Source organism: Loktanella gaetbuli (assembly GCF_020531945.1).
GTDB classification, from domain to species: Bacteria; Pseudomonadota; Alphaproteobacteria; order Rhodobacterales; family Rhodobacteraceae; genus Loktanella; species Loktanella gaetbuli.
The window spans coordinates 191448-211413 of the sequence record NZ_JAJATZ010000003.1; the positions used below are offsets into that span (position 1 = coordinate 191448).

Consider the following 19966-nt stretch of genomic DNA (forward strand, 5'->3'; position numbering starts at 1 on the left):
TGCAAGCGCCCGAAATTAAGAAGTATCTTGTTTCGAGCGTGAAACGTAGTTAGACAACCCTAGATCATCCACACAGTGCATCTAATTGGAGTACCGACATGCGCATCATCACTACTCTCGCCGCCTCTGCTGCTATCGCAGTGACCGGTGCCGCAGCTACCGCTGGCGGCCTGGCACCCGAAGTCATGGAAGCACCGGTTGTCATGGTTGACACCCCGATGGCTCCTGCTGGCTCCATCAACTCCGGCTACGTCGTTCTCGGCCTGCTGGCAGCTCTGGTTCTGGCATCCGCAGACAGCGACGACGACGAAGCTGCAGCGACCACCACCACCAACTAATAGATCCCCGGATCTTGAAGTTCGAAAGGCTGGCCTTCGGGTCAGCCTTTTTCGTTTGGACCATCGCTATCGCACAGCTGTATGTGGCGACCCGACCGGCCTAGCGGCGCGCCATCATCGCCAGACGGATCAGCGTGCGCTCCATCAGGGCTGCCTGCGGGGCCTGGCTGGATGACCGGATCATCAGATCGGTATCCGTCAGCGTCGTCAGCGCCTGTTCCAGCCGTATGCGGCCCCAGTGGCTGGCCTGACGCATGATCTTGTCCCGGCGCGGGCCGAACACCGGCGGACGCAACCGCGCGATCCCCTGCCCTGCACCGCCCGGATCGGACGCGACCGTATGCAGCCGCCGAAAATGACGCATCGCGCCGATGCACAGCGTCGTCGGCGCGACACCCTGCGCATAGAGATCACGCAGCACGGTGCCAATCTGCGCTGTATCGCCGGCACTGACCACATCCAGAATGTCGTCCACATCCACATCCGCCGCCTGCGGCGCGCACAGATGCACCTCTTCGACCGTGACAGGCAGCGAATCTCCGCGCTTGTACAGGCCCAGTTTTTCGATCGTCTGGCGAAAATCGCCGGGTGTCAGACCATGGGCCAAGCCTGTGATCGCCTCCATCACATCCCGCGACGGCGGTTGCAGACCTGCAGCTGATAGCTGAGCCTCGATTTCATCCCGCCCCGGTGGATCGTCATACAGACCGATGGCAACCGCATTACGATGCCCTTCGAACGCCTTGCGCAGGGCTGACTTGGCCGTCAGTTGCCCGGCGGTCGCAACGATCTGTGCATCGCCCTCGCGCCAATCCTCGAGTGCGGCAGCAACCTGTTGTGACAGCCCATCCGTCGCCTCGTCCAGATGCACAACGCGCGGTCCGGGGAAAAACCCCTGCGCCTTGACCGCATCGTCCAGCGCTGCGCCATCCTTGCGCAGATCGCCCGCAGGAATGCGCGTCAGCCGCATCTCGGCTTCGCCTTGCGGCCCGACCAGTGCTGCAATCACCTGCGCACGCGCCGTGGCCACACGAACAGGGTCCGCACCAAAAATCAGGATACCCGCGCGGGTCGGGTCAGGCTTGCGCAGGAACCCGGCCGCATCCCGGCCCGCAAGCTTCATCGCGCAAGGTCCAGCAGATAGATGTCCGCGACGATCCGGTCCGCCAGCAAGATCATCAATCGACCATTCGCGTCGGTCGCTGCCGTTTGGGTGGCAACGGTCGATCCCGTGGCCGCATAGCTGGTAAAGGCATCGACCTGACCACCGCCCAGCCGCGTCCCAGCCGCATCCGTCAGCGCCCAGCCCGCAGCACCGACGACATTGTACCGCAGGATGTCCCCGCCCGTCGACAGCGCCGCTGCCTCTTGGGCGCGGTCCAGACTGACGGACAGGCGATATGGCTCGGCACCATCACCCAGACGGTCCACCAGGCGCGACCGCACCGCAAAGCCGGCGATGGTGCGTGGTGCCTCGATCACAACCTGACCGCGCAAGGCGTCACCCGTGCCGCCCGGGGCCAGAACGGGTTTGAACCCGCAGGCCCCCAGCGCCAGCACGGCCAACAGGGCCGCACGTCGGGTGATGCCCTCAGATGACAATGTTCACGATCCGACCCGGCACGACGATGATCTTCTTGGGCGCACTACCGTCCAGCATCCGCTGCACCGCGTCCTGTGACAGCGCCAGTGCCTCGATTTCGTCCTTGGACGCGTCTGCCGCGACAACGATCTCGGCCTTGCGCTTGCCATTGACCTGGATCGGCAAGGTGACTGTGGCGTCGACCAGCATCGCCTCGTCGACCTCCGGCCAGGGCGCGTCGATCACCAACCCCTGCCCCCCGAGCAAGGCCCAGATTTCCTCTGCCAGGTGGGGTGTCATCGGGGCCATCAACTGCGCGAGCGTCATCGCGGCTGTCCGCTTTGCCGCGCTTCCTGCCTTGGATTTCGACAGCGCATTGGTAAAGGCATAAAGCTTTGCAATGGCTGCGTTGAAACCAAAACTGTCGATGCCACCGGTCACATCACGGATCGCGCGGTGCATCTCCTTGAGCAGGGCCTCATCAGCGTCAGATGCGGGTGAGGTGTCTTCAGCGATGTCCGACGCAATCCGCCAGACGCGGCCCAGATGCTTGTGCGCGGCCTCTGCGCCGGCTGCGGTCCATTCAACGTCACGTTCCGGTGGGCTGTCGGACAAGACGAACCAGCGCGCCGTATCAGCGCCGAATTCCGCAACGATGCGCGTGGGATCGACGACGTTGTTCTTGGACTTGGACATCTTGGCCGACGGAATCACCGTCACCTCGGTGCCTGCCTCCTTCAGGAATGCCTTGCCGTCACGCAGCTCGACCTCTTCGGGATAGTGGTAGACGGGGCGACCGTCCTGCGGGTTCTTGGTCGTATAGATCGCGTGGGTCACCATGCCTTGGGTAAACAGCGCGTCGAACGGTTCCTTGGCCGTTTCCGGCAAATGACCCGTCATATGCATCGCGCGGGCAAAGAACCGCGAATACAGCAGGTGCAAAATCGCGTGTTCGATGCCGCCGATGTACTGGTCAACGTTCATCCAATAGGCGGCATCTTCGGCACTGGTCGGGGTCGTGGCCCCTGGCGCTGTGAACCGGGCGAAATACCACGACGAATCGACAAAGGTGTCCATCGTGTCGGTTTCGCGGCGTGCCTCAGCACCACAAGACGGGCAGGCGCAATCGCGCCATGTCGGATGCCGGTCCAAGGGATTGCCCGGCACATCAAAGCTGACGTCATACGGCAGCTCGATCGGCAGGTTTTCCTTTTTCTCGGGCACGACGCCGCAGGCGTCGCAATGGACCACAGGGATCGGGCAACCCCAGTACCGCTGCCGGCTGAGCCCCCAGTCGCGCAGGCGGAATTTCGTCACACCGTGGCCGACGCCATTTTCCTCACAGAATGCGATGGCGGCATCGACAGCCGCATCGCCGGTCTGCCAATCATCACCGGCGAACCCCTTGCAGTAATAAACCTTTTCCGACTTCATCGGGACATAGGCCGCGGTAAATTCAGTGCTCGCATCTTCGGACGGCAAGAAGGTCGGGATGATCGGCAGGTCATATTTCGTGGCGAAATCGAAATCACGCTGATCGTGTGCCGGGCAACCGAAAATCGCGCCGGTGCCGTAGTCCATCAGAATGAAATTCGCGATATAGACGGGCAGTTCGGCGGCGGTGTCGAACGGATGGCGCACGCGCAGGCCGGTGTCGAAACCGCGCTTTTCAGCCTTTTCCAGTGCCTCTTCGGTCGTGCCGCCCTTGCGGACATCAGCACAGAAGGCGGCGACATCAGGATTGTCGGCCTCCAGCTGCTTGGCCAGCGGATGATCAGGCGAAATTCCGACGAATGATGCACCAAGCAAAGTGTCGGGTCGCGTCGTATAGACCTCGACCCGGTCATGGCCGGAAGGTCCGTCGATCAGGCTGAACGAGAATTGCAGACCGCGCGATTTGCCGATCCAGTTGGCCTGCATCAGCTTGACCTTGGCCGGCCAGTTGTCGAGTCCGTCCAGCGCTTCCAGCAGCTCTTCTGAATGGTCGGAAATCTTGAAAAACCATTGCGTCAGCTCGCGCCGCTCGACCTCTGCGCCGGACCGCCAGCCCTTGCCGTCCTCGACCTGTTCGTTGGCCAGCACGGTCATGTCGACCGGGTCCCAGTTCACCACCGCGTTCTTGCGGTAGACGAGGCCTTTTTCCAGAAAATCCAGAAACAGCGCCTGCTGCTGGCCGTAATAGGCAGGATCGCAGGTCGCGAATTCCCGGTTCCAGTCCAGCGACCATCCCAGCGGTTTCATCTGGGTCTTCATTTCCGCGATGTTGTTGTAGGTGTAATCCGACGGATGCCCGCCAGTCGCCATCGCCGCATTTTCCGCAGGCATCCCAAAGGCATCCCATCCCATCGGATGCAACACGTTGTGGCCTGTCGACATCTTGTAGCGGGCCACCACGTCACCCATCGTGTAGTTGCGCACGTGACCGATGTGCAGGCGCCCCGATGGATACGGGAACATTTCCAACACATAATATTTCGGCTTGGACTCGTCACGTTCGGACGCAAAGGTCCCTGCATCGGCCCATGCGGCCTGCCATTTCGGTTCGATTTCGGACGGAGCGTAGGACGACATCGGTATCAGACTTTCTAATGACAAAGAGCCGGGACAGGACCCGGCCCAGAGAATACGTTCAGAATTTTTCAGGGTGCGAGATCGGCGATCCGCAGCGCCCGTGCGCGCGTGTAGATTGCATCCTCGATGCCGCGCCGGACCTCGCGCGATGCAGCTCCGCTGGCAGACCTGACATCCACGACCAAAGACCGCGCATCCAGCGCATTGCTGGTGACGGTTGCAACCACGCGGTAGGACTGCGCGGCACCCGGCGCACGCCCGAACCCATAGACAATTTGTCCGGTCGACTGATTGGCCGATTCCAACGGCAGAAACGACAGAACCTGCAGGCTTGCATTATACAGATACGGGTTTGGCCCGGACGGGGCGGCTGCCGGTGCCGATGCGCCCCCGCCAAAGCCAAGAAACCCGCAACCCGTCAGCGCGACGAACATCAGACTGATTATGGCCCTTCGGCCAGCTCGGATCGCATGAGTCACGTCTAGGCCCCGTCGCGCAATTGGCATTGCCTAATTATGTATCGAAGCCACAAGCCTGTCACAAGCCCAGCCCCGCGATAAGCACCCTGAAACGAAAAGGGGCGGCCCTTGCGGACCGCCCCCAACTCTCGAATGAGAGTGTATCGCTTAGAACGTGAAGGACACTGCGACCGTCACACCTTCGTTCACTTCGAAGGAGTTACCGATCTCGTCGTTCGCGCCGGTGTAGTCGTCACCGGTGTCACCGTAGGCTGCGATCAGAGCGGCACCGCCACCCAGGTCGTAGGTTGCTGCGGCATAGGCTTCGTAGTCGTCGCCACCGTCACGGTTGTCGATGTAACCAGCGTACATCGTCAGGCCGTTGCCCAGGACGTAGGATGCTTCCAGACCGATTTCTTCGTCGTTACCGTCGTGGAAGTACAGAGCACCGGCCAGCGGGCCGTTCTCGTAGGAGACGCCGATACCGTAGTTGTCGTCGACTGCGGATTCAGCAGAGTAGAATGCCGAAACCGAAACCGGACCGAACGGATAGTCGACCTGCAGACCCAGCGAGTCTTCGTTGCTGGTTTCGTTGCTGGCGTATGCGACTTTGACGTCTGCGCCTGCAAAGGACGTACCAGCGTACAGACCGATGATCTCGTCAACGGTGCCGGGATCGTCGTTGCCAGCTTCTGCTGCGCCGATGATGCCGTCGTTGTTGGTGTCAACGGAGGAGAAGTCGACCAGACCGCGGCTGATCTCTTCCTGGTAGGCCATACCGACCACGAAGCCACCAAAGGTGCCTTCGACGCCCAGCGACAGGCCGTCCAGGCTGTCCAGTTCGACGTCGGTGTCGACCAGATCGTTCACGCCGTCAACCAGCAGGAACGAGAGCGACGCTGCGATCGGACCCATTTCCAGGTCGCCGCGCATCACGCCGTCGATGAAGTCGCCTTCGTCAGCGCCATCGTCAACATCGTCGACTTCCAGGAAAGCGTCGTTTTCCATGTTGGTCGTGCCGGCCCAGCGCGTTGCGGCACCGGTTTCGGTGTCACCAACGTACAGAGCAGCGCCCTGGCCTTCGACGAACACGACAAAATCGGATGCGTCGACGGAGATGTCACCGAACGTACCGCCGCCACCGGGAGCGGTCAGGTTGTCGCCTTCTGCGTCACCAAAGCCCAGGTCGATGTCCAGGGTCAGACCAGCGGTCAGGCCCATGTTCATGCCAGCGGAAGTCGTGATCGACAGGCCACCGTCAAAGTAGAAGCCGTTTTCGACTTCTTCGTTGTAGCCGAACTCACCGTCAGCACCAACGACGACGCCCTGCGGGCCCATCCCGGCGAGCGGCTCCATAGCCATATCGCTGGGTGCGGTCGTACCGTCTGCCATCGGCGCCATTGCGCCGTGGCTCTCTGCCATCGCTGCGCCAGCAAAGGCAACCAGCGCGGTCGAGGTAAGAAGGATGCTTTTCATGGATAATTCCCTCGTGTTTGCATTCCCGAATATGCCAGTTGTCCGGCATTGCTGCGTATTTGCGCCTGTTGCGGCCCGCACTCAAGGAAATTGGCCCCGCAGCACGGGGGTCACGGACAAATGATGCATGAGGGACACACAATGCCGACAGCTTCCCATCATGACACCGCCACCGTTCTGTCCTATTTGACCAACGAGGCCGCATCTTTGCCCAGCACAGAGGATATACAGTGACCCTATCCACGATCGAGGACCGCATCACCAAAGCCGCTGAAAAAGCAGGGCGCCCGCGCGCCGACATCACGCTGATCGCTGTCTCAAAGGTCCAGCCTCTCGACAGGGTGGCGCATGTGCTGGATCAGGGGCACCGCTGTTTCGGTGAAAACAAGGTGCAGGAGGCGAGTGGGAAATGGCCCGAATTTGCAAAGCATTACACAGATATCGACCTGCATCTGATCGGCCCGCTGCAAAGCAACAAGACCCGCAACGCGATGCAGCTCTTTGATGCGATCCATACAGTTGACCGTCCGAAACTGGCGCAGACCATCGCTCGAATCGCTCAGGAAGAAGGACGGTGTCCCGATCTGTTCATTCAGGTGAATACCGGAGAAGAGGACCAGAAATCCGGCGTGCTGCCTGCCGAGACGGATGATTTTGTCACGGAATGCCGCGCACTAGACCTGCCCTTGCGCGGACTGATGTGCATCCCCCCCGTCGATGAGGAACCGTCACTGCATTTCGCATTGCTCGCCAAACTTGCGGCGCGCAACGGGCTGACCGGCCTGTCCATGGGTATGAGCGGCGACTTTGAAAGCGCGATCGCGCTGGGGGCCACGCATATCCGCGTCGGGTCCGCGATCTTTGGTGAGAGGGTCGCGCAAGGATGACCGACACCTACACCCCGCCACAGGACCCGTTGGTGGTGCTTCACCATGACCATCAGGTCTTGCTGGTCGACAAACCCGCCGGGTTGCTGTCTGTCCCGGGCAAGGGCCCGCATCTGGCCGACTGCCTCATCGCCCGCGTGCAATCGGTGTTTCCCGATGCGCTGCTGGTGCACAGACTGGACCGGGACACGTCCGGGGTGATGATCTTCGGCTTGACGCCCCATGCCCAGCGCCACCTCGGCCTGCAATTCGAGAACAGGCAGACACGCAAGACCTATGTCGCCCGGGTGCACGGACAGGTGGCCGAGGCCAAGGGCACTGTCGATCTGCCGCTGTGCGTGGATTGGCCGAACCGGCCGCGTCAGATGGTCGACCATGAAAATGGCCGCGCCGCTGTGACTGACTGGCGCCGACTGAAACGCGGCAGCGATGAAACCCGCATGCGCCTGATGCCAAAGACTGGCCGGTCCCACCAACTGCGGGTGCATATGTTGGCCATCGGCCATCCGATTCTGGGCGATCCGTTTTACGCAACAGGCACTGCGCTGGATCACCCGCGCCTGATGCTGCACAGCGAATCACTGGCTTTCCGTCATCCGGACGGTGGCTTGCCGGTCAAGGTTTCCGCCAAGCCACCGTTCTGATCCCCCGATTTTTCGCGAAAAATCGGCCCTGTCAGAGTTTTCGCGAAAACTCTGCCTGCGGTCAGTCTGTCGACCAGCCGCTGATCGCCTTGACCTCGAGAAACTCCTCGATGCCCCAGACGCCGCCCTCACGTGCACGTCCCGACATTTTCATCCCGCCAAAGGGGCTGCCCGCCGCGCGCGAGGTGCCGTTCATCTCGACCATCCCCGATTTCAACGCCAGCGCCATGCGGTTACGCTTGGCCCCGTCTTCGGACTGCACGTAGTTGGTCAATCCGTAGGGTGTGTCATTTGCGATGCGCACCGCATCGGCCTCATCCTTGAACGGAATGATCGACAGCACCGGGCCAAAGATTTCCTGCTGCGCGATATCCATGTCATTGCGCACGTCAGCGAAAACGGTCGGTCGAACATAGTAGCCGCGGTTGACACCTTCCGGCAGACCGGGACCACCGGCCACGAGGCGTGCACCCTCGGCAATCCCGCGTTCGATCATGCTTTGGATCTTGTCCCACTGCGATTTGTTCACGACGGGTCCGATGTGACGACCATCCTCGGCGGTGGGGCCGACCTTGATGCCCTGAGCGATCTCGGCGGCCTCTGCCACCGTTTGGTCATAGATCGATTCCTCGACCAGCATCCGTGTCGGCGCGTTGCAGGACTGACCGGAATTCTGCATGCAATGCAGTACGCCCTGCTTGACCGCCTTGGGGCCTGCATCGGCAAAGATCACGTTGGCGCCCTTGCCGCCCAGCTCCAGCGTCACCCGCTTGAGCGTGTCTGCCGCCGCCTTGGAAATCGCGATGCCCGCACGGGTAGACCCGGTAAAACTGATCATCGACACGTCCGGATGCGATGACAGCTGCTCACCGACACCCACGCCGTCACCGTTCACCAGATTGAACACGCCCGCAGGCACACCGGCATCATGAACGAACTCTGCGAACAGCATTGATGACAGCGGGGCTTCTTCGCTGGGTTTCAGAACGACGGTGCAGCCGGCCAACAGCGCCGGAATCACCTTGAGCGTGACCTGGTTCATCGGCCAGTTCCATGGCGTGATCAGCCCGACCACGCCGATCGGTTCCAGCACGATCCGGTCATTGGGCGCATGATCCCCCAAGGGGCGGGACCAGTCGATCTGATCCATCGCATCCAGAAAATTCTTCAAATGCCACGACAGGCAGGGCGCCTGGCTTTCGCGGGCCAGCTTGATGGGTGCACCCATCTCGGCGCGGATCGCCTCGGCCATCTCGTCCTTGCGGGCGCGGTATTGATCGAGGATCGCTGCGCAATATTCCGCCCGCTTTGCCGGTTCCAGTGCGGCCCAGCCCGGAAAGGCGGCGGTTGCCGCAATCACGGCGGCGTCGGTGTCGCGTTGATCGCCCAATGAAATGACGGCGCATGGTTCTTCGGTCGCGGGGTCAATGACCTCGCAATCACGGGGGGCAGCGGGCCCCATCCAACGTCCGTCGATATAGAATTCGCGTTTGTCCAGCATGACAGGCTCCTGTGGGATTTGAGGTGAGAGTGTCACTGCCGGTCGCGCCCCGCAAGCGTTGGAAACCCCGACGTGAATGTCTATGTGAAGGTCAACCAATCATCGCACAAGGACATCACGACATGGCACTGCGCATCAACGACACGATCCCCGACCTGACCGTCGAAACCGATCACGGACCGATCAGCCTGCACGATTTCGTCGGCGACAAATGGACCATCCTGTTTTCCCACCCCAAGGATTTCACGCCTGTCTGCACCACCGAATTCGGTGCGGTCGCACAACTGGCCGACGAATGGGCGAAACGCGACACCAACGTGCTGGGCATCAGTGTCGACGGTGTGGAGGACCACAAGAAGTGGAAAAAGGACATCGAGACAGCCAGCGGTGCTAATCCTGGCTTTCCGATCGTCGCCGACACCGATCTGGCCTTGTCCAAGGCCTTCGACATGCTCCCGGCCGAGGCCTATCTGCCTGACGGACGCACGCCGAACGACACCGCCACCGTGCGCGCCGTTTTCATTGTCGGCCCCGACAAGAAGCTGAAGCTGTCGATGGTCTATCCGATGAATGTCGGCCGCAACTTTGCCGAGGTGTTGCGCGCACTGGACGGTCTGCAGACCGCCGCCAAGAACGGTGTGGCGACGCCCGCAAACTGGAACGTGGGCGACGACGTGATCATCCCGGCCACCTTGTCGGATGCCGACGCAAAGGCAAAATTCGGTGAATTCACCACCGTATTGCCCTACCTGCGCAAAACCGCGCTCAAGGCTGACTGACCCATGTCACGGCGCTGGCTGAAACTGGATACCGGCGTCGTGCAACATTTCGACAGGGCCCTCGGTGCCCTGTCGGACACCGTGCAGACCGGGACCGGGGCGACGCTGCGGGCCCTGCACGACACGCAGGGCTGGCGCGGCGTGCTGGTCGCGTTGCGCTGCGCCATCCGCGATCCCGCCCATGATCTTGTTGCGGGCAATCTGACGCGCAAACAAATCCGGTTGCCCGCGGTATTCGGGAACCGGGTCATCGGGGGGGCGTACGGCTGGCTCAAGGCGGTCGAGGCCCGACTGCTTGAATACCGGCTTGCGGCGCAATTATCAGACGATCCCGACAGGGCGGCGCTGATCTACAACGGATCGCTGTTCCCCGAATCCGTGCTGGCCAGCGTGGCGGACCGCCTGAACCGCGAACGTCTGTTCATCGAGGCCGGGTTTTTTCCCGGCACGCTGCAAATCGACCCGCGCGGGCTGAATGCCGCCAACAGCGTGCCGCGCGATCCTGCCTTCTACCTGAACAGCGACACCGATTTTGCAGCACCTGGATTGCCTGACCTGCTGAACCAGCGGGCGACCAAGGCCAAAGGGCCCGACCCGATCACGTTGCCGGGGTCCTATATCTTTGTCGCGTTTCAGGTCCCGTCCGACATGCAGGTCACGCTGCATTCCCCATGGGTGCGCGACATGCACCAGTTCTACAACGTCATCCGCGATGCTGCCGAACGGCAACCGGACCGGGTTTTCGTCATCAAGGAACATCCCAGTTTTCCACTGTCCGTGCAGGGTGACATCACCCCACATCCGCGGGTGATCTTTGCCAATACCAACGTGACCCGGGACCTGATTCTGGCGGCACAGGCCGTCATCACGCTGAATTCGACAGTCGGACTGGAAGCTGTGCTGATGGACCGCCCCGTCATCATTCTGGCCGATGCCTGCTATGATATCGACGGGCTTGTCTTGCGCGCGCGCAATGCACAGGACCTTGACCACGCAATAAGGCGGTCAACCGACTGGATGCCTGACGCGGCATTGCGGCGGCAGGTTCTGGGCTGGCTATGGAATCACTATCTGGTTCATGCCCGCTATGACGACCTGCCATCCGATCTGGGCTATAGGCTGGACCGACAGTTGAACCGTTCCGACCTCTAGAACAGATAAACGCGGGTGCCGACCGGCACCATGTCATACAATTCGGCAACGTGGTCGTTGCGCAGACGCACGCAACCGGATGAAAACGCCTGGCCGATGCTGTCGTGCAAGGGTGTGCCGTGAATGCGATAGAACGTGTCACCGCGATGATCGTGCAGATACAGCGCCCGTGCGCCCATCGCATTGCGCGGATGCCCACCCGGCAGACCCGCGACATAGGGGCCGTAAACGTCGGGTTCCTTGCGGATCATGTCGGGGGTCGGTCGCCAGCTGGGCCATTCAGCCTTGCGGGCGATGGTCAGCACGCCGCGATAATTACGCCCCTCGGCCCCGGTCGCGATGCCGTAACGACGCGCGCGACCATCCCCCAACGTCCAGAACAAAAAGAATTCCTTTTGCACCACATGGATTTCGCCGGCGGGCAAATCAGGGTTCACATGAACGATCTGCGGCCGAAATTTACGCGGCAATCGTGGGTAGGACGTGGCGGTATTCGCAAGCGCAGGAGCAGCCAAGGGCAGCGCGGCGGCGGCGGCGACAAAGGAACGTCGGGTCAACATGACAGGGCACCTGCGGTCAAGGAATCGTGCATCAACAATACCATTCTAAATACACCATTGCGCCGTGATTATGACCAATGACCGTCAACAATCGGATAATCGAAATGGCGATGCGGATGCATCACACAGATGCGCTGGCACCTACGGTTTGACGCTGCGCGCCTTGATCATCGCGACACCGCTTTCACCCAATGGCACCACGGCAAAGGGACCACCGTGGCACATATCCTCGGGGTTTTGCGGGTCCATCGGCGCGGCGTTCGGCAGGATGTCCGGGGCATAGCTCTCTGCGTTGTCCTGGGGACGATACCCCAGGAACGACGCGCGGGCGTTGCTGACCGGTGCACGGTCATTGTTCGACACGCCCCAGACGATGCTGAATCCGGTCGTGGGCGAGGTGATCGCGGCCTGCACCATGCGAATGAGGTCGGGATAGGACAACCAGCTGCCCAGCGCGCGCGCGTTTGCGGGTTCCGGCTGACAGGACAGGATGCGCATGCAGACGGACTCGATCCCGCGCTTGTCCCAATAGAGGCTGGCCAGATCTTCGGCAAAGCATTTGGCCAGACCGTAATAGGTATCTGGCCTGTGGCGTTCGGTGCCGTCCAGATTTTCGGTCTTGGCGTGCATGCCGACGGCATGAATCGAAGAGGCATAGACCACACGGCGGACGCCCTGACGGTAGGCCGCTTCCCAGACGGTGTAGGCACCGACAATATTTGAATTGAGGATCTCGTCCCAAGGTGCCTCATCCCCGATCGCGCCAAAATGCACGACCATGTCCGCACCTTCCAGCAGGGGTTCGACCTGATCCAACTGACCCAGATCGGCGGGCATGTAGGTCTCGTTCGGTTGGCAGCCGTCCAGCGCGGGTGCGATGTCGGTGCTGATCAGCACCTCGCACATCTGCGCAAGCGGAGCGCGCAGCACGCCGCCCAGATTTCCGGCGGCCCCGGTCAGGACGATCTTTTTCAACATGATATTCCCCTAAATCACGGCTTTTTCGATGATCGGTGTATTTGTGGCGACACGGGCGTAGCCCAGTGGCGACAGATCCAGCGTCCGGTATGCCCCCTGTGTGATCCATTCCGCAAGCCCGCGCCCGATGGCCGGCGACTGCTGCAATCCGTGGCCGGAAAACCCGTTGGCAAAGACGAAATTGCCCACCTGCGGATGCGGCCCGACCACCGCATTCTGGTCCAGCGTGTTGTAATCGTAGTGGCCGACCCATTCGTTCATGATCCTGACCCGCTCGAACGCCGGGATGCGGGTTGCGATCGCGGGCCAGATCTTCTCCTGCCACAGGCTGTGGTCAAACCCGAAATCATCAGGATCGACCGGTGGATCATCGTCAGGCGGACTGCCCGCCAGATAATAGGCACCGTCTTGGCGCACATGAACACCCGATGGATCGATTGTCAGCGGCAGAGCACGATCCAACGGGGTTTCTGCCTTGAAAACATAGCTGTAGCGCTTGCGCGGCTCTACCGGCAACCCCAGCCCCGCCATGGCCGCGACCGTTGATCCGCGGGTGCCTGCGCAATTCACCAGCCAATCGCACCCAATGCGACCATGGGCCTGCAATTGCGCGTGGGTGATCTTGTCCGCGGTGCGGTCCAGACCGACGACCGTATCTGCAACATAGGTCACGCCCTTTTGCCGGGCACCCCGTTTCCACCAGTCGAACAATGTGCCGCCGTCGAAATACCCCTCGTCGACGGTGTTGTGGTTGCCCGCGATGATGTCGTCCAAGGCATAGAACGGATAGGCCTCAGCGATCTGGTCGGCCGTCATGTGGCGTGTCGCGGCCCCGTTGGCCGCCTGCATCTGTTGCACCTCGCGCAGCGTTGCCGCGAAACCCGGTGTATCGGCAAGATACATGTATCCAAAGCTGTGCAGCGCCAGATGCGGCACCGTATCGCCCAGCCCCATCCGCGTCCGAAAATCACGGATATAGGCCGCGCCAAACTGACTGATCCGCACGTTCAGCGGATCGGAAAACTGCTGCCGAATGCAAGAATTGGTCAGCGAAGTCGCAGCCCGCGCATAGGTCGGGTCCCGTTCCACCACCAGGATGCGACCGTCGAAATCGGGATCTGACGCCAGAAACCAGGCCACGGCCGACCCATAGATCGCACCCCCGACAATCACCACATCGTAATGGGGGTGCAGCGTCATACGGCGATCCTGGCCCCGGCGTCCTGCATCGCGGTCAGGGCTGCATCGCGTGACCCGTTCATGTCGATTGCGCGGGTCAGATCCTCGCGCACGGTGACATCGAACCCCAGCCGGGCGGCGTCCACAGCCGAGTAATTCACGCAGAAATCCAGTGCCAGGCCCACCATCGTCAGCCGGGTGATCCCGCGCGATTTCAGGTAACCCTCCAGCCCCGTCGGTGTGGTCTGGTCGTTCTCGAAGAATGCGGAATAGCTGTCGATGGCCGGGTTGTAACCCTTGCGGATGATCAGATCCCCGTCCGTGCGCAGATCGGGATGAAAAGCGGCCCCGGCCGTGCCTTGGACGCAGTGATCGGGCCACAGGACCTGTGGACCATAGGGCATGGTGATCAGGTCCATCGGGGCCTGACCGGGATGGCTGGACGCGAACGACGAATGCCCCGCCGGATGCCAGTCCTGCGTCAGGATCACGGTGCTGAAATCGTCCATCAGCGCATTGATACCAGTGACGATGTCATTGCCGCCAGAAACCGCCAGCGCACCGCCCGGACAGAAATCATTTTGCACATCAATCACGATCAGGGCGCTGGTCATCGGTCATCCTCTCCTTGCTGCCCCTAGGGTTAGGCCTGCCGTCTGGTTCGGTCAATCGCTGTCCGGTGCCGACTTGTCAGGCACCAGGGTTTCGCCTATCCGGCGCGTCCCGCAACAGGAGACCGCGATGCCCACCCTTGGAATCGATTTCGGCACATCCAACACTGCCGCTGCCCTGATGGCAGGTGACGCTGTGTTCCGCGTCCCCGTCGAGGCAGGCAAGACCACGCTGCCGACGACCGTTTTCTTTGACATGGCGCGCCACCAGATGCTGACCGGTTCTGCGGCCAATGCGGCCCTGATCGGCGGGCGCGAAGGCCGGTTCATGCGGGCGCTGAAATCCGTTCTTGGCACGCCGTTGATGCGCGAAACCCGGCAAATCGGCTATCAGCGCATGACGCTGCTGGGTGTGGTCGCGGATTTCCTGCGCCACGTAAAGGCCGCAGCCGAGGAATCGACCTATCTGACCTTTGACACCGCGCTGTCGGGGCGGCCTGTCCGGTTTCACCATGATCCCGAACGCCATGCCCGCGCGCTTGCCGATCTGACCGAAGCCTACCACATGGCCGGGTTCGACGCCGTGGATTTTCTGCCCGAACCAGAGGCCGCCGCCCTGACTGCCGATCCGCTACCACCCGGCGAGCTGGGTCTGGTCGTCGACATCGGCGGCGGCACATCGGATTTCACGCTGTTTCGGCAGAACGCGGACGGCATAGAGATCCTGAACAGTCACGGCGTACGCATCGGCGGCACCGATTTCGACCGACTGCTGTCGCTGGCCCATGTCATGCCGCTGCTGGGCCGTGGTGGTGACGTGCGCGACGTGTTTGGCAACGGCACCTCGACCGCACCCAATGCAATTTACAACGACCTCGCCACCTGGGAAAAAATCGCGTTTCTCTACGCGCCGGAAACGCGGCGTCTGGTGGCGGATCTTGCCAAACAGGGCGTGGACCAGACCGCCTTTGCCCGCCTGTCAGAGGTGATCGAGATGGAGCTCGGCCACGACATCGCCTTTGCGGTCGAGGACGGCAAGATCGCGGCGAACACGCACGACGCGGCCCGCATCGACCTCGCCCCGCTGGAAAAAGGCCTGGCGGTGCCGCTGCATGGTGCAGCACTGGCCGACACCCTGTCCGATCCGGTAACCGAGGTGCGTCAGGCAGCGCGCGACGCATTAGGCGACACCGACCCTGACCAGATCGCGGCACTTGTTTTCGTGGGCGGCTCTTCGCTGATGGGTGTTCTGACGCAGGCGTTGGCGCAGGACTTTCCGCGCGCCAAGCTGGACAGGGGTGCCGCATTTACAGCCGTATCCGACGGGTTGGCACGCGCCGCTGCACGCGCCTGAGGGTTGCCGCCCGTTTCGCGCGGGCGTATGCGAAGAAACATGTTTACTGTCGCCGCACTCTATCATTTCACGCGCTTTGCCGATCCCGCCGCCTTGCGTGGGCCGTTGCTGGACACCTGTCAGGCGCATGGCATCAGCGGCACGCTGCTGCTCGCAGGCGAGGGGATAAACGGCACGATCGCAGGAACGCGTGCCGGGATCGACGCTGTTCTGGCCCATATCCGCGCCCTGCCCGGCTGCGCGGACCTTGCGCACAAGGAAAGCCACGCCACCGAACAGCCCTTCAACCGGATGAAGGTCAGGCTCAAGCGTGAGATCGTCACCATGGGCCAACCGGATGTGAACCCTGCCGAGGGGACAGGCACCTATGTTACCCCGGCTGACTGGAACGCCTTGATTCAATCCGATGATGTGGCCGTGATCGACACCCGCAACGACTACGAGGTCGCGATCGGCACCTTTGACGGGGCCATTGATCCGCAGACCCGCAGCTTTGGCGAATTCCCTGCATGGTGGGAAGCGAACAAGCACCGTTTCCACAACAAGCGGATCGCGATGTTCTGCACAGGCGGCATCCGCTGCGAAAAATCGACGAACTACCTGCGCCAGCAAGGCGTCGAGGACGTCTATCACCTGCAGGGCGGCATCCTGAAATATCTCGAAGAGGTGCCACAGGATCAAAGCACCTGGAATGGGTCCTGTTTCGTCTTTGACGGGCGGGTCAGCGTCGGCCACGGATTGGCCGAGGGCCCGCATGTGCTGTGCCACGCCTGCCGCCGCCCGCTGGAACCGGCGGACACGCAACTGCCGTCATTCGAGGAAGGCGTCGCCTGCCACCACTGCGTCGACGAAACCACCCCCGAGGACAAGGAACGGTTTCGCGAACGCCAACGCCAGATTGCCCTCGCCCGTGCGCGGGGCGAACGACATATCGGCAGCCTCTAGGTGCGGATCCGGCAGCATCAGGACATCGGCCTTGCGCTGCTGATCGGGGTAATTTCCGGGTTCATCGGCTGGATGGTCAACATGCCGTTGCCCTGGATGCTGGGACCAATGATCGGCACCACGCTTGCGGCCATTGTGGGGCTACCCGTGCGCGGACCCGGTCAGCTGCGCACCATCGTCATTCCTGTCATCGGCGTCTTGCTGGGCAGTGCGATCACCCCTGATCTGTTCGACCGCCTTGGCAGCTGGACACTGACGATCCTGCTGTTGCCGTTCTTTCTGGCGCTCGCCGCCGGTGTTTCCATCGTCGTCTACCGCAGGCTGGGCGGCTACGATCCCGTCACCGCCTTTTATGCGGCCATGCCGGGCGGCCTGAACGAAATGCTGATTCTGGGCGAGGCCGCCGGCGGCGACACCCGCAAGATCGCGCTGGCGCACGCCGCCCGTATTCTGATCGTTGTCACACTGGTGGTGATGTATTTCGGCTATGTGCTGGGTGTGCGGTCTGGGACCGACGGGCGCGGCATCGTCCCAATCAGCGCAATTACCCTGACCAACGGCCTGATCCTTTTGGGTTGTGCCGTGCTGGGCGTCTACGGTGGCCGCTTGCTGCGCCTGCCCGCTGCGACCGTGTTCGGACCGATGATCCTGTCGGGTATCGTGCATCTGGTCGGCTGGGTCGAAATCGCCCCACCCACCGTTCTGGTCATCGTGGCCCAGATCGTGATCGGCACGATCATCGGCGCGCGATTCGTGGGGTCCAGTCCGCGCCAGATCGGGCGTGATCTGTGGATCGCGACGGTCGCATCGGTGGCCATGCTCGTTGTGGCACTGGGCTTTGCCGAAGTGATCGCTCTGTCGCAGGGTATCCCGCTGTCCCAGGCATTCCTCGCGTATTCGCCGGGCGGACTGACAGAAATGTCACTACTGACGCTGGCACTGGGACAGGACATCGCCTTTGTCTCTGTCATGCACATCGTCAGGATCACGCTGGTGATCGCTATCGCGCCCGCGACCTTTCAGGTCTTGATGCGCCGAAAACGCTAGGCGCGACCGCTTTGCAGCATCGGCTGACTAGGCTAGAATCACCCTGCACATTTCCGGGGGTCCCATGCTAGAACGTCTTTTGTCATTGTTTCATCCCGGTACCACGGTCACGCCGCTGCCAAAGGCGGATGAACAGCACGCACTGGGGGCGCTGTTGGTGCGCGCGGCCAAGATCGACCGGGCCTATCTGTTCGAAGAGGTCGAGGAGATCGACCACGTGCTGGCCGCGCTTTATGACCTGAACCCGGTCGAGGCGGCCAAGATGCGCGCCCGTTGTGAAAAGCTCGAATCCGCGATGCCCGACACAGCCGAACTTGCCGAGGTTCTGCACCAGCATATCAGCGATGATCACCTGGAAGACGCCGTGCGCGCGCTGTGGTCCGTCGTCTTTTCCGATGGAAACGAGGCGGCCGCCGAAGACGCCCTGTTGCACGAAATCGAGGCGATCCTGGGCGTGTCCCCAGAACGCGCCCGTGAATTGCACGACGAGGAGATGGCCAAATCAGGACGGTTCCCGTCCTGATACCTTATGTTGATGACGATTGGTGGGTCTGGCCAGGAAGCGGCACGCCAGCGATCAGATCCTCGATCATCACCGAAATCAACTCTGCGCGGTTGGATACCCCGGCCTTGCGATAGATTGCAGTGCATTGCGCTTTGACCGTGCCATTGGCCGTTTCGCGCAATGTGGCAATTTCCGAGACGGACAGGCCCTTGACCGACATCAGCGCGACATCGCGCTCTGCCGGAGACAGGCCCCACTGCGCGAAATTTTCCTGCATCATTTGTGAAAATGCGCCAGTGGCGGCACCCAGCTCCCGCTCAATCCGGCGATTGCGGTTGATCAGGTGCAGATACTCACGAAACGTGACCGCGATGCTCAAACACAGTCCGAGAACGCTCAATGTTTCAACGAGGGTGTGAAAGTCGGGCGAAGACATCTCTGAGAGGATGTCGATCGTAAAAAGGCCCAGACAGACCAGCTGCAAAACGGCGGCCCCCAGGAAAAGGACGCGTCGGGATCGTGAATTAGGTTTCAGCACCTGTTTCATGCGCGTCCTTGTGGCCGTGGACCATGGACGCCACAAGGTTTTCGCGGTGGCGCCAACTTGCAGTTACCACACCCACCAGATGCATGGCGACCAGAATGAGCAAGCCGTTCACGAGTCCTTCGTGCCAATGCTCGACCCACGAGACACCGAAATAGGCATCCATCCCCATCATGATCCCGGTGGTGCAGATGCCCGCCAACGTCAGCAACAGCGCCACAATCATTGCGGCACCCGCGGGGTTGTGACCCAGATGACGGCGTTCGGTTCCCGCAGCCATCGCGCGCAGATAGGCCAGCACCGTACGGGGTCCCTTGATGAAATCGGTAAACCGCGCGTGGCGCGATCCCACCAGCCCCCAGATCAGGCGAAACGCAATCAATCCGATCACGCAGTAGCCAAGCCAGCGGTGGAGTGAGCGGGGATCGACGAACAGCCACGCCCCCGCCACGCAGGTCAGCAGTGACCAATGAAAGAGGCGCACCCCGATATCCCAGACCCGGACGGTCCCGTGCTGTTCAGACATAGCGGCCATGGTGCGCCTCCTTTCGTGGTTCAGCGGTTATGCGTCGATACGTTCCAGCTCTTCGCCTGTGGTCGGGTCAAAGAAAACTTCCATGTTGGTGCCGTCCAGCGAGCCGTAGATTTCGTAGCAGTCGCCGCCGTTGATCTTGAACGCCTTTACGACGCCGCCTTCTTCCTCGAATGCCTTGACGGCCTCCCAGACGGGGGCTGCGGCACCGTCGGCGGCGGGGGTGCAGGACGGCTCTGCCAGCGCCGCCGTAGCGGACAGGGCGATCAGGGCGGTCAGTGTTGCGATCTTTTTCATGGGTGCGTTCCTTGGGTGATGCCGCG

General features: G+C 61.7%; 22 protein-coding genes. 9 read left to right on the forward strand and 13 right to left on the reverse strand.

Translation table 11 applies throughout. The annotated features are described in order from the left end of the window. The first annotated feature begins 98 nt into the window (after positions 1-98). Positions 99-338 carry a hypothetical protein gene (locus LGQ03_RS07535; protein ID WP_056030209.1) on the forward strand — a complete coding sequence of 80 codons (240 nt, stop codon included), beginning with the start codon at positions 99-101 and terminating at the stop codon, positions 336-338. A 100-nt stretch (positions 339-438) separates the two neighbouring features. Here LGQ03_RS07535 and holA read toward each other — a convergent pair whose 3' ends face one another. The 5 genes from holA to LGQ03_RS07560 all read right to left on the reverse strand — a co-directional run bounded on the left by holA (position 439) and on the right by LGQ03_RS07560 (position 6425). Next, positions 439-1461 carry a DNA polymerase III subunit delta gene (holA, locus tag LGQ03_RS07540; RefSeq protein ID WP_090158209.1) on the reverse strand — a complete coding sequence of 341 codons (1023 nt, stop codon included), beginning with the start codon at positions 1459-1461 and terminating at the stop codon, positions 439-441. Next, on the reverse strand, positions 1458-1940 hold the full coding sequence (locus tag LGQ03_RS07545; protein ID WP_226747913.1) for a hypothetical protein: 483 nt from the start codon (positions 1938-1940) through the stop codon (positions 1458-1460). Before LGQ03_RS07545 ends, holA begins: the two co-directional genes overlap by 4 nt. After that, entirely contained in the window at positions 1930-4491 is a 2562-nt protein-coding gene (gene leuS, locus LGQ03_RS07550) for a leucine--tRNA ligase (RefSeq protein ID WP_226747914.1), read from the reverse strand. The genes LGQ03_RS07545 and leuS overlap by 11 nt, the downstream gene beginning before the upstream one ends. Before the next feature lie 68 nt (positions 4492-4559). Continuing rightward, entirely contained in the window at positions 4560-4925 is a 366-nt protein-coding gene (locus LGQ03_RS07555; protein ID WP_090158206.1) for a DUF3576 domain-containing protein, read from the reverse strand. A gap of 192 nt (positions 4926-5117) precedes the next feature. Continuing rightward, on the reverse strand, positions 5118-6425 hold the full coding sequence (locus LGQ03_RS07560; protein WP_226747915.1) for a porin: 1308 nt from the start codon (positions 6423-6425) through the stop codon (positions 5118-5120). Between the two features lie 230 nt (positions 6426-6655). On the opposite strand from LGQ03_RS07560, the gene LGQ03_RS07565 reads away from it, so the two are divergent. Both LGQ03_RS07565 and LGQ03_RS07570 read left to right on the forward strand, forming a co-directional pair. Then, the gene (locus LGQ03_RS07565) at positions 6656-7312 is read left to right on the forward strand and encodes a YggS family pyridoxal phosphate-dependent enzyme (protein ID WP_226747916.1); all 657 of its coding nucleotides are present in this window, start codon (positions 6656-6658) and stop codon (positions 7310-7312) included. Continuing rightward, positions 7309-7956, forward strand: coding sequence for a pseudouridine synthase (locus tag LGQ03_RS07570; protein ID WP_226747917.1), 648 nt, complete (start codon positions 7309-7311; stop codon positions 7954-7956). Before LGQ03_RS07565 ends, LGQ03_RS07570 begins: the two co-directional genes overlap by 4 nt. Positions 7957-8017: 61 nt before the next feature. On the opposite strand, the gene LGQ03_RS07575 is transcribed toward LGQ03_RS07570, so the two are convergent. Next, on the reverse strand, positions 8018-9457 hold the full coding sequence (locus LGQ03_RS07575) for an aldehyde dehydrogenase family protein (protein WP_226747918.1): 1440 nt from the start codon (positions 9455-9457) through the stop codon (positions 8018-8020). A 122-nt stretch (positions 9458-9579) separates the two neighbouring features. Here LGQ03_RS07575 and LGQ03_RS07580 point away from each other — a divergent pair, with 122 nt between their 5' ends. Together LGQ03_RS07580 and LGQ03_RS07585 are read left to right on the forward strand one after the other, a co-directional pair. Then, a complete protein-coding gene (locus LGQ03_RS07580; protein ID WP_226747919.1) occupies positions 9580-10236 on the forward strand; it encodes a peroxiredoxin in 657 nt (218 codons plus the stop codon). A 3-nt stretch (positions 10237-10239) separates the two neighbouring features. Further along, entirely contained in the window at positions 10240-11388 is a 1149-nt protein-coding gene (locus tag LGQ03_RS07585) for a capsular polysaccharide export protein, LipB/KpsS family (protein WP_226747920.1), read from the forward strand. On the opposite strand, the gene LGQ03_RS07590 is transcribed toward LGQ03_RS07585, so the two are convergent. From LGQ03_RS07590 to pncA, 4 genes are all read right to left on the reverse strand, one after another. Then, positions 11385-11948: a L,D-transpeptidase gene (locus LGQ03_RS07590; protein WP_226747921.1), complete on the reverse strand. Its 564-nt coding sequence runs from the start codon at positions 11946-11948 to the stop codon at positions 11385-11387. The genes LGQ03_RS07585 and LGQ03_RS07590 overlap by 4 nt on opposite strands. 141 nt (positions 11949-12089) lie before the next feature. Continuing rightward, the gene (locus LGQ03_RS07595; protein ID WP_226748186.1) at positions 12090-12923 is read right to left on the reverse strand and encodes an NAD-dependent epimerase/dehydratase family protein; all 834 of its coding nucleotides are present in this window, start codon (positions 12921-12923) and stop codon (positions 12090-12092) included. Between the two features lie 12 nt (positions 12924-12935). Further along, on the reverse strand, positions 12936-14126 hold the full coding sequence (locus LGQ03_RS07600) for an NAD(P)/FAD-dependent oxidoreductase (RefSeq protein ID WP_226747922.1): 1191 nt from the start codon (positions 14124-14126) through the stop codon (positions 12936-12938). Continuing rightward, complete coding sequence (gene pncA / locus LGQ03_RS07605) at positions 14123-14719, reverse strand: bifunctional nicotinamidase/pyrazinamidase (RefSeq protein ID WP_226747923.1); 597 nt, start codon at positions 14717-14719, stop codon at positions 14123-14125. The genes LGQ03_RS07600 and pncA overlap by 4 nt, the downstream gene beginning before the upstream one ends. 127 nt (positions 14720-14846) lie before the next feature. On the opposite strand from pncA, the gene LGQ03_RS07610 reads away from it, so the two are divergent. From LGQ03_RS07610 to LGQ03_RS07625, 4 genes are all read left to right on the forward strand, one after another. Further along, complete coding sequence (locus LGQ03_RS07610) at positions 14847-16070, forward strand: Hsp70 family protein (protein WP_226747924.1); 1224 nt, start codon at positions 14847-14849, stop codon at positions 16068-16070. Between the two features lie 39 nt (positions 16071-16109). Next, positions 16110-17015, forward strand: coding sequence for an oxygen-dependent tRNA uridine(34) hydroxylase TrhO (trhO, locus tag LGQ03_RS07615; protein WP_226747925.1), 906 nt, complete (start codon positions 16110-16112; stop codon positions 17013-17015). Beyond that, the gene (locus tag LGQ03_RS07620; protein ID WP_226747926.1) at positions 17016-18062 is read left to right on the forward strand and encodes an AbrB family transcriptional regulator; all 1047 of its coding nucleotides are present in this window, start codon (positions 17016-17018) and stop codon (positions 18060-18062) included. Positions 18063-18126: 64 nt separating this feature from the next. Then, positions 18127-18585: a tellurite resistance TerB family protein gene (locus tag LGQ03_RS07625; RefSeq protein ID WP_226747927.1), complete on the forward strand. Its 459-nt coding sequence runs from the start codon at positions 18127-18129 to the stop codon at positions 18583-18585. 4 nt (positions 18586-18589) lie between these two features. Here LGQ03_RS07625 and LGQ03_RS07630 read toward each other — a convergent pair whose 3' ends face one another. Genes LGQ03_RS07630 through LGQ03_RS07640 form a run of 3 tightly spaced genes read right to left on the reverse strand, consistent with a single transcriptional unit; the run spans position 18590 to position 19940 of the window. Next, positions 18590-19114, reverse strand: coding sequence for a helix-turn-helix transcriptional regulator (locus tag LGQ03_RS07630; protein ID WP_226747928.1), 525 nt, complete (start codon positions 19112-19114; stop codon positions 18590-18592). Next, entirely contained in the window at positions 19092-19646 is a 555-nt protein-coding gene (locus tag LGQ03_RS07635) for a cytochrome b/b6 domain-containing protein (protein WP_226747929.1), read from the reverse strand. Before LGQ03_RS07635 ends, LGQ03_RS07630 begins: the two co-directional genes overlap by 23 nt. A 27-nt stretch (positions 19647-19673) precedes the next feature. After that, positions 19674-19940 carry a PepSY domain-containing protein gene (locus LGQ03_RS07640; RefSeq protein ID WP_090158193.1) on the reverse strand — a complete coding sequence of 89 codons (267 nt, stop codon included), beginning with the start codon at positions 19938-19940 and terminating at the stop codon, positions 19674-19676. Between the last annotated feature and the right edge of the window lie 26 nt (positions 19941-19966).

Excerpts from the sequence above, each read along its gene's own strand:
- LGQ03_RS07610 (WP_226747924.1), top strand. The coding sequence starts at position 14,847 with ATGCCCACCCTTGGAATCGATTTCGGCACATCCAACACTGCCGCTGCC.
- leuS (WP_226747914.1), bottom strand. The coding sequence starts at position 4,491 with ATGTCGTCCTACGCTCCGTCCGAAATCGAACCGAAATGGCAGGCCGCA.
- holA (WP_090158209.1), bottom strand. The coding sequence starts at position 1,461 with ATGAAGCTTGCGGGCCGGGATGCGGCCGGGTTCCTGCGCAAGCCTGAC.
- LGQ03_RS07600 (WP_226747922.1), bottom strand. The coding sequence starts at position 14,126 with ATGACGCTGCACCCCCATTACGATGTGGTGATTGTCGGGGGTGCGATC.
- LGQ03_RS07580 (WP_226747919.1), top strand. The coding sequence starts at position 9,580 with ATGGCACTGCGCATCAACGACACGATCCCCGACCTGACCGTCGAAACC.
- LGQ03_RS07630 (WP_226747928.1), bottom strand. The coding sequence starts at position 19,114 with ATGAAACAGGTGCTGAAACCTAATTCACGATCCCGACGCGTCCTTTTC.
- LGQ03_RS07635 (WP_226747929.1), bottom strand. The coding sequence starts at position 19,646 with ATGGCCGCTATGTCTGAACAGCACGGGACCGTCCGGGTCTGGGATATC.
- LGQ03_RS07555 (WP_090158206.1), bottom strand. The coding sequence starts at position 4,925 with ATGTTCGTCGCGCTGACGGGTTGCGGGTTTCTTGGCTTTGGCGGGGGC.
- LGQ03_RS07625 (WP_226747927.1), top strand. The coding sequence starts at position 18,127 with ATGCTAGAACGTCTTTTGTCATTGTTTCATCCCGGTACCACGGTCACG.
- LGQ03_RS07590 (WP_226747921.1), bottom strand. The coding sequence starts at position 11,948 with ATGTTGACCCGACGTTCCTTTGTCGCCGCCGCCGCCGCGCTGCCCTTG.
- pncA (WP_226747923.1), bottom strand. The coding sequence starts at position 14,719 with ATGACCAGCGCCCTGATCGTGATTGATGTGCAAAATGATTTCTGTCCG.
- trhO (WP_226747925.1), top strand. The coding sequence starts at position 16,110 with ATGTTTACTGTCGCCGCACTCTATCATTTCACGCGCTTTGCCGATCCC.
- LGQ03_RS07570 (WP_226747917.1), top strand. The coding sequence starts at position 7,309 with ATGACCGACACCTACACCCCGCCACAGGACCCGTTGGTGGTGCTTCAC.
- LGQ03_RS07535 (WP_056030209.1), top strand. The coding sequence starts at position 99 with ATGCGCATCATCACTACTCTCGCCGCCTCTGCTGCTATCGCAGTGACC.
- LGQ03_RS07575 (WP_226747918.1), bottom strand. The coding sequence starts at position 9,457 with ATGCTGGACAAACGCGAATTCTATATCGACGGACGTTGGATGGGGCCC.
- LGQ03_RS07640 (WP_090158193.1), bottom strand. The coding sequence starts at position 19,940 with ATGAAAAAGATCGCAACACTGACCGCCCTGATCGCCCTGTCCGCTACG.
- LGQ03_RS07560 (WP_226747915.1), bottom strand. The coding sequence starts at position 6,425 with ATGAAAAGCATCCTTCTTACCTCGACCGCGCTGGTTGCCTTTGCTGGC.
- LGQ03_RS07585 (WP_226747920.1), top strand. The coding sequence starts at position 10,240 with ATGTCACGGCGCTGGCTGAAACTGGATACCGGCGTCGTGCAACATTTC.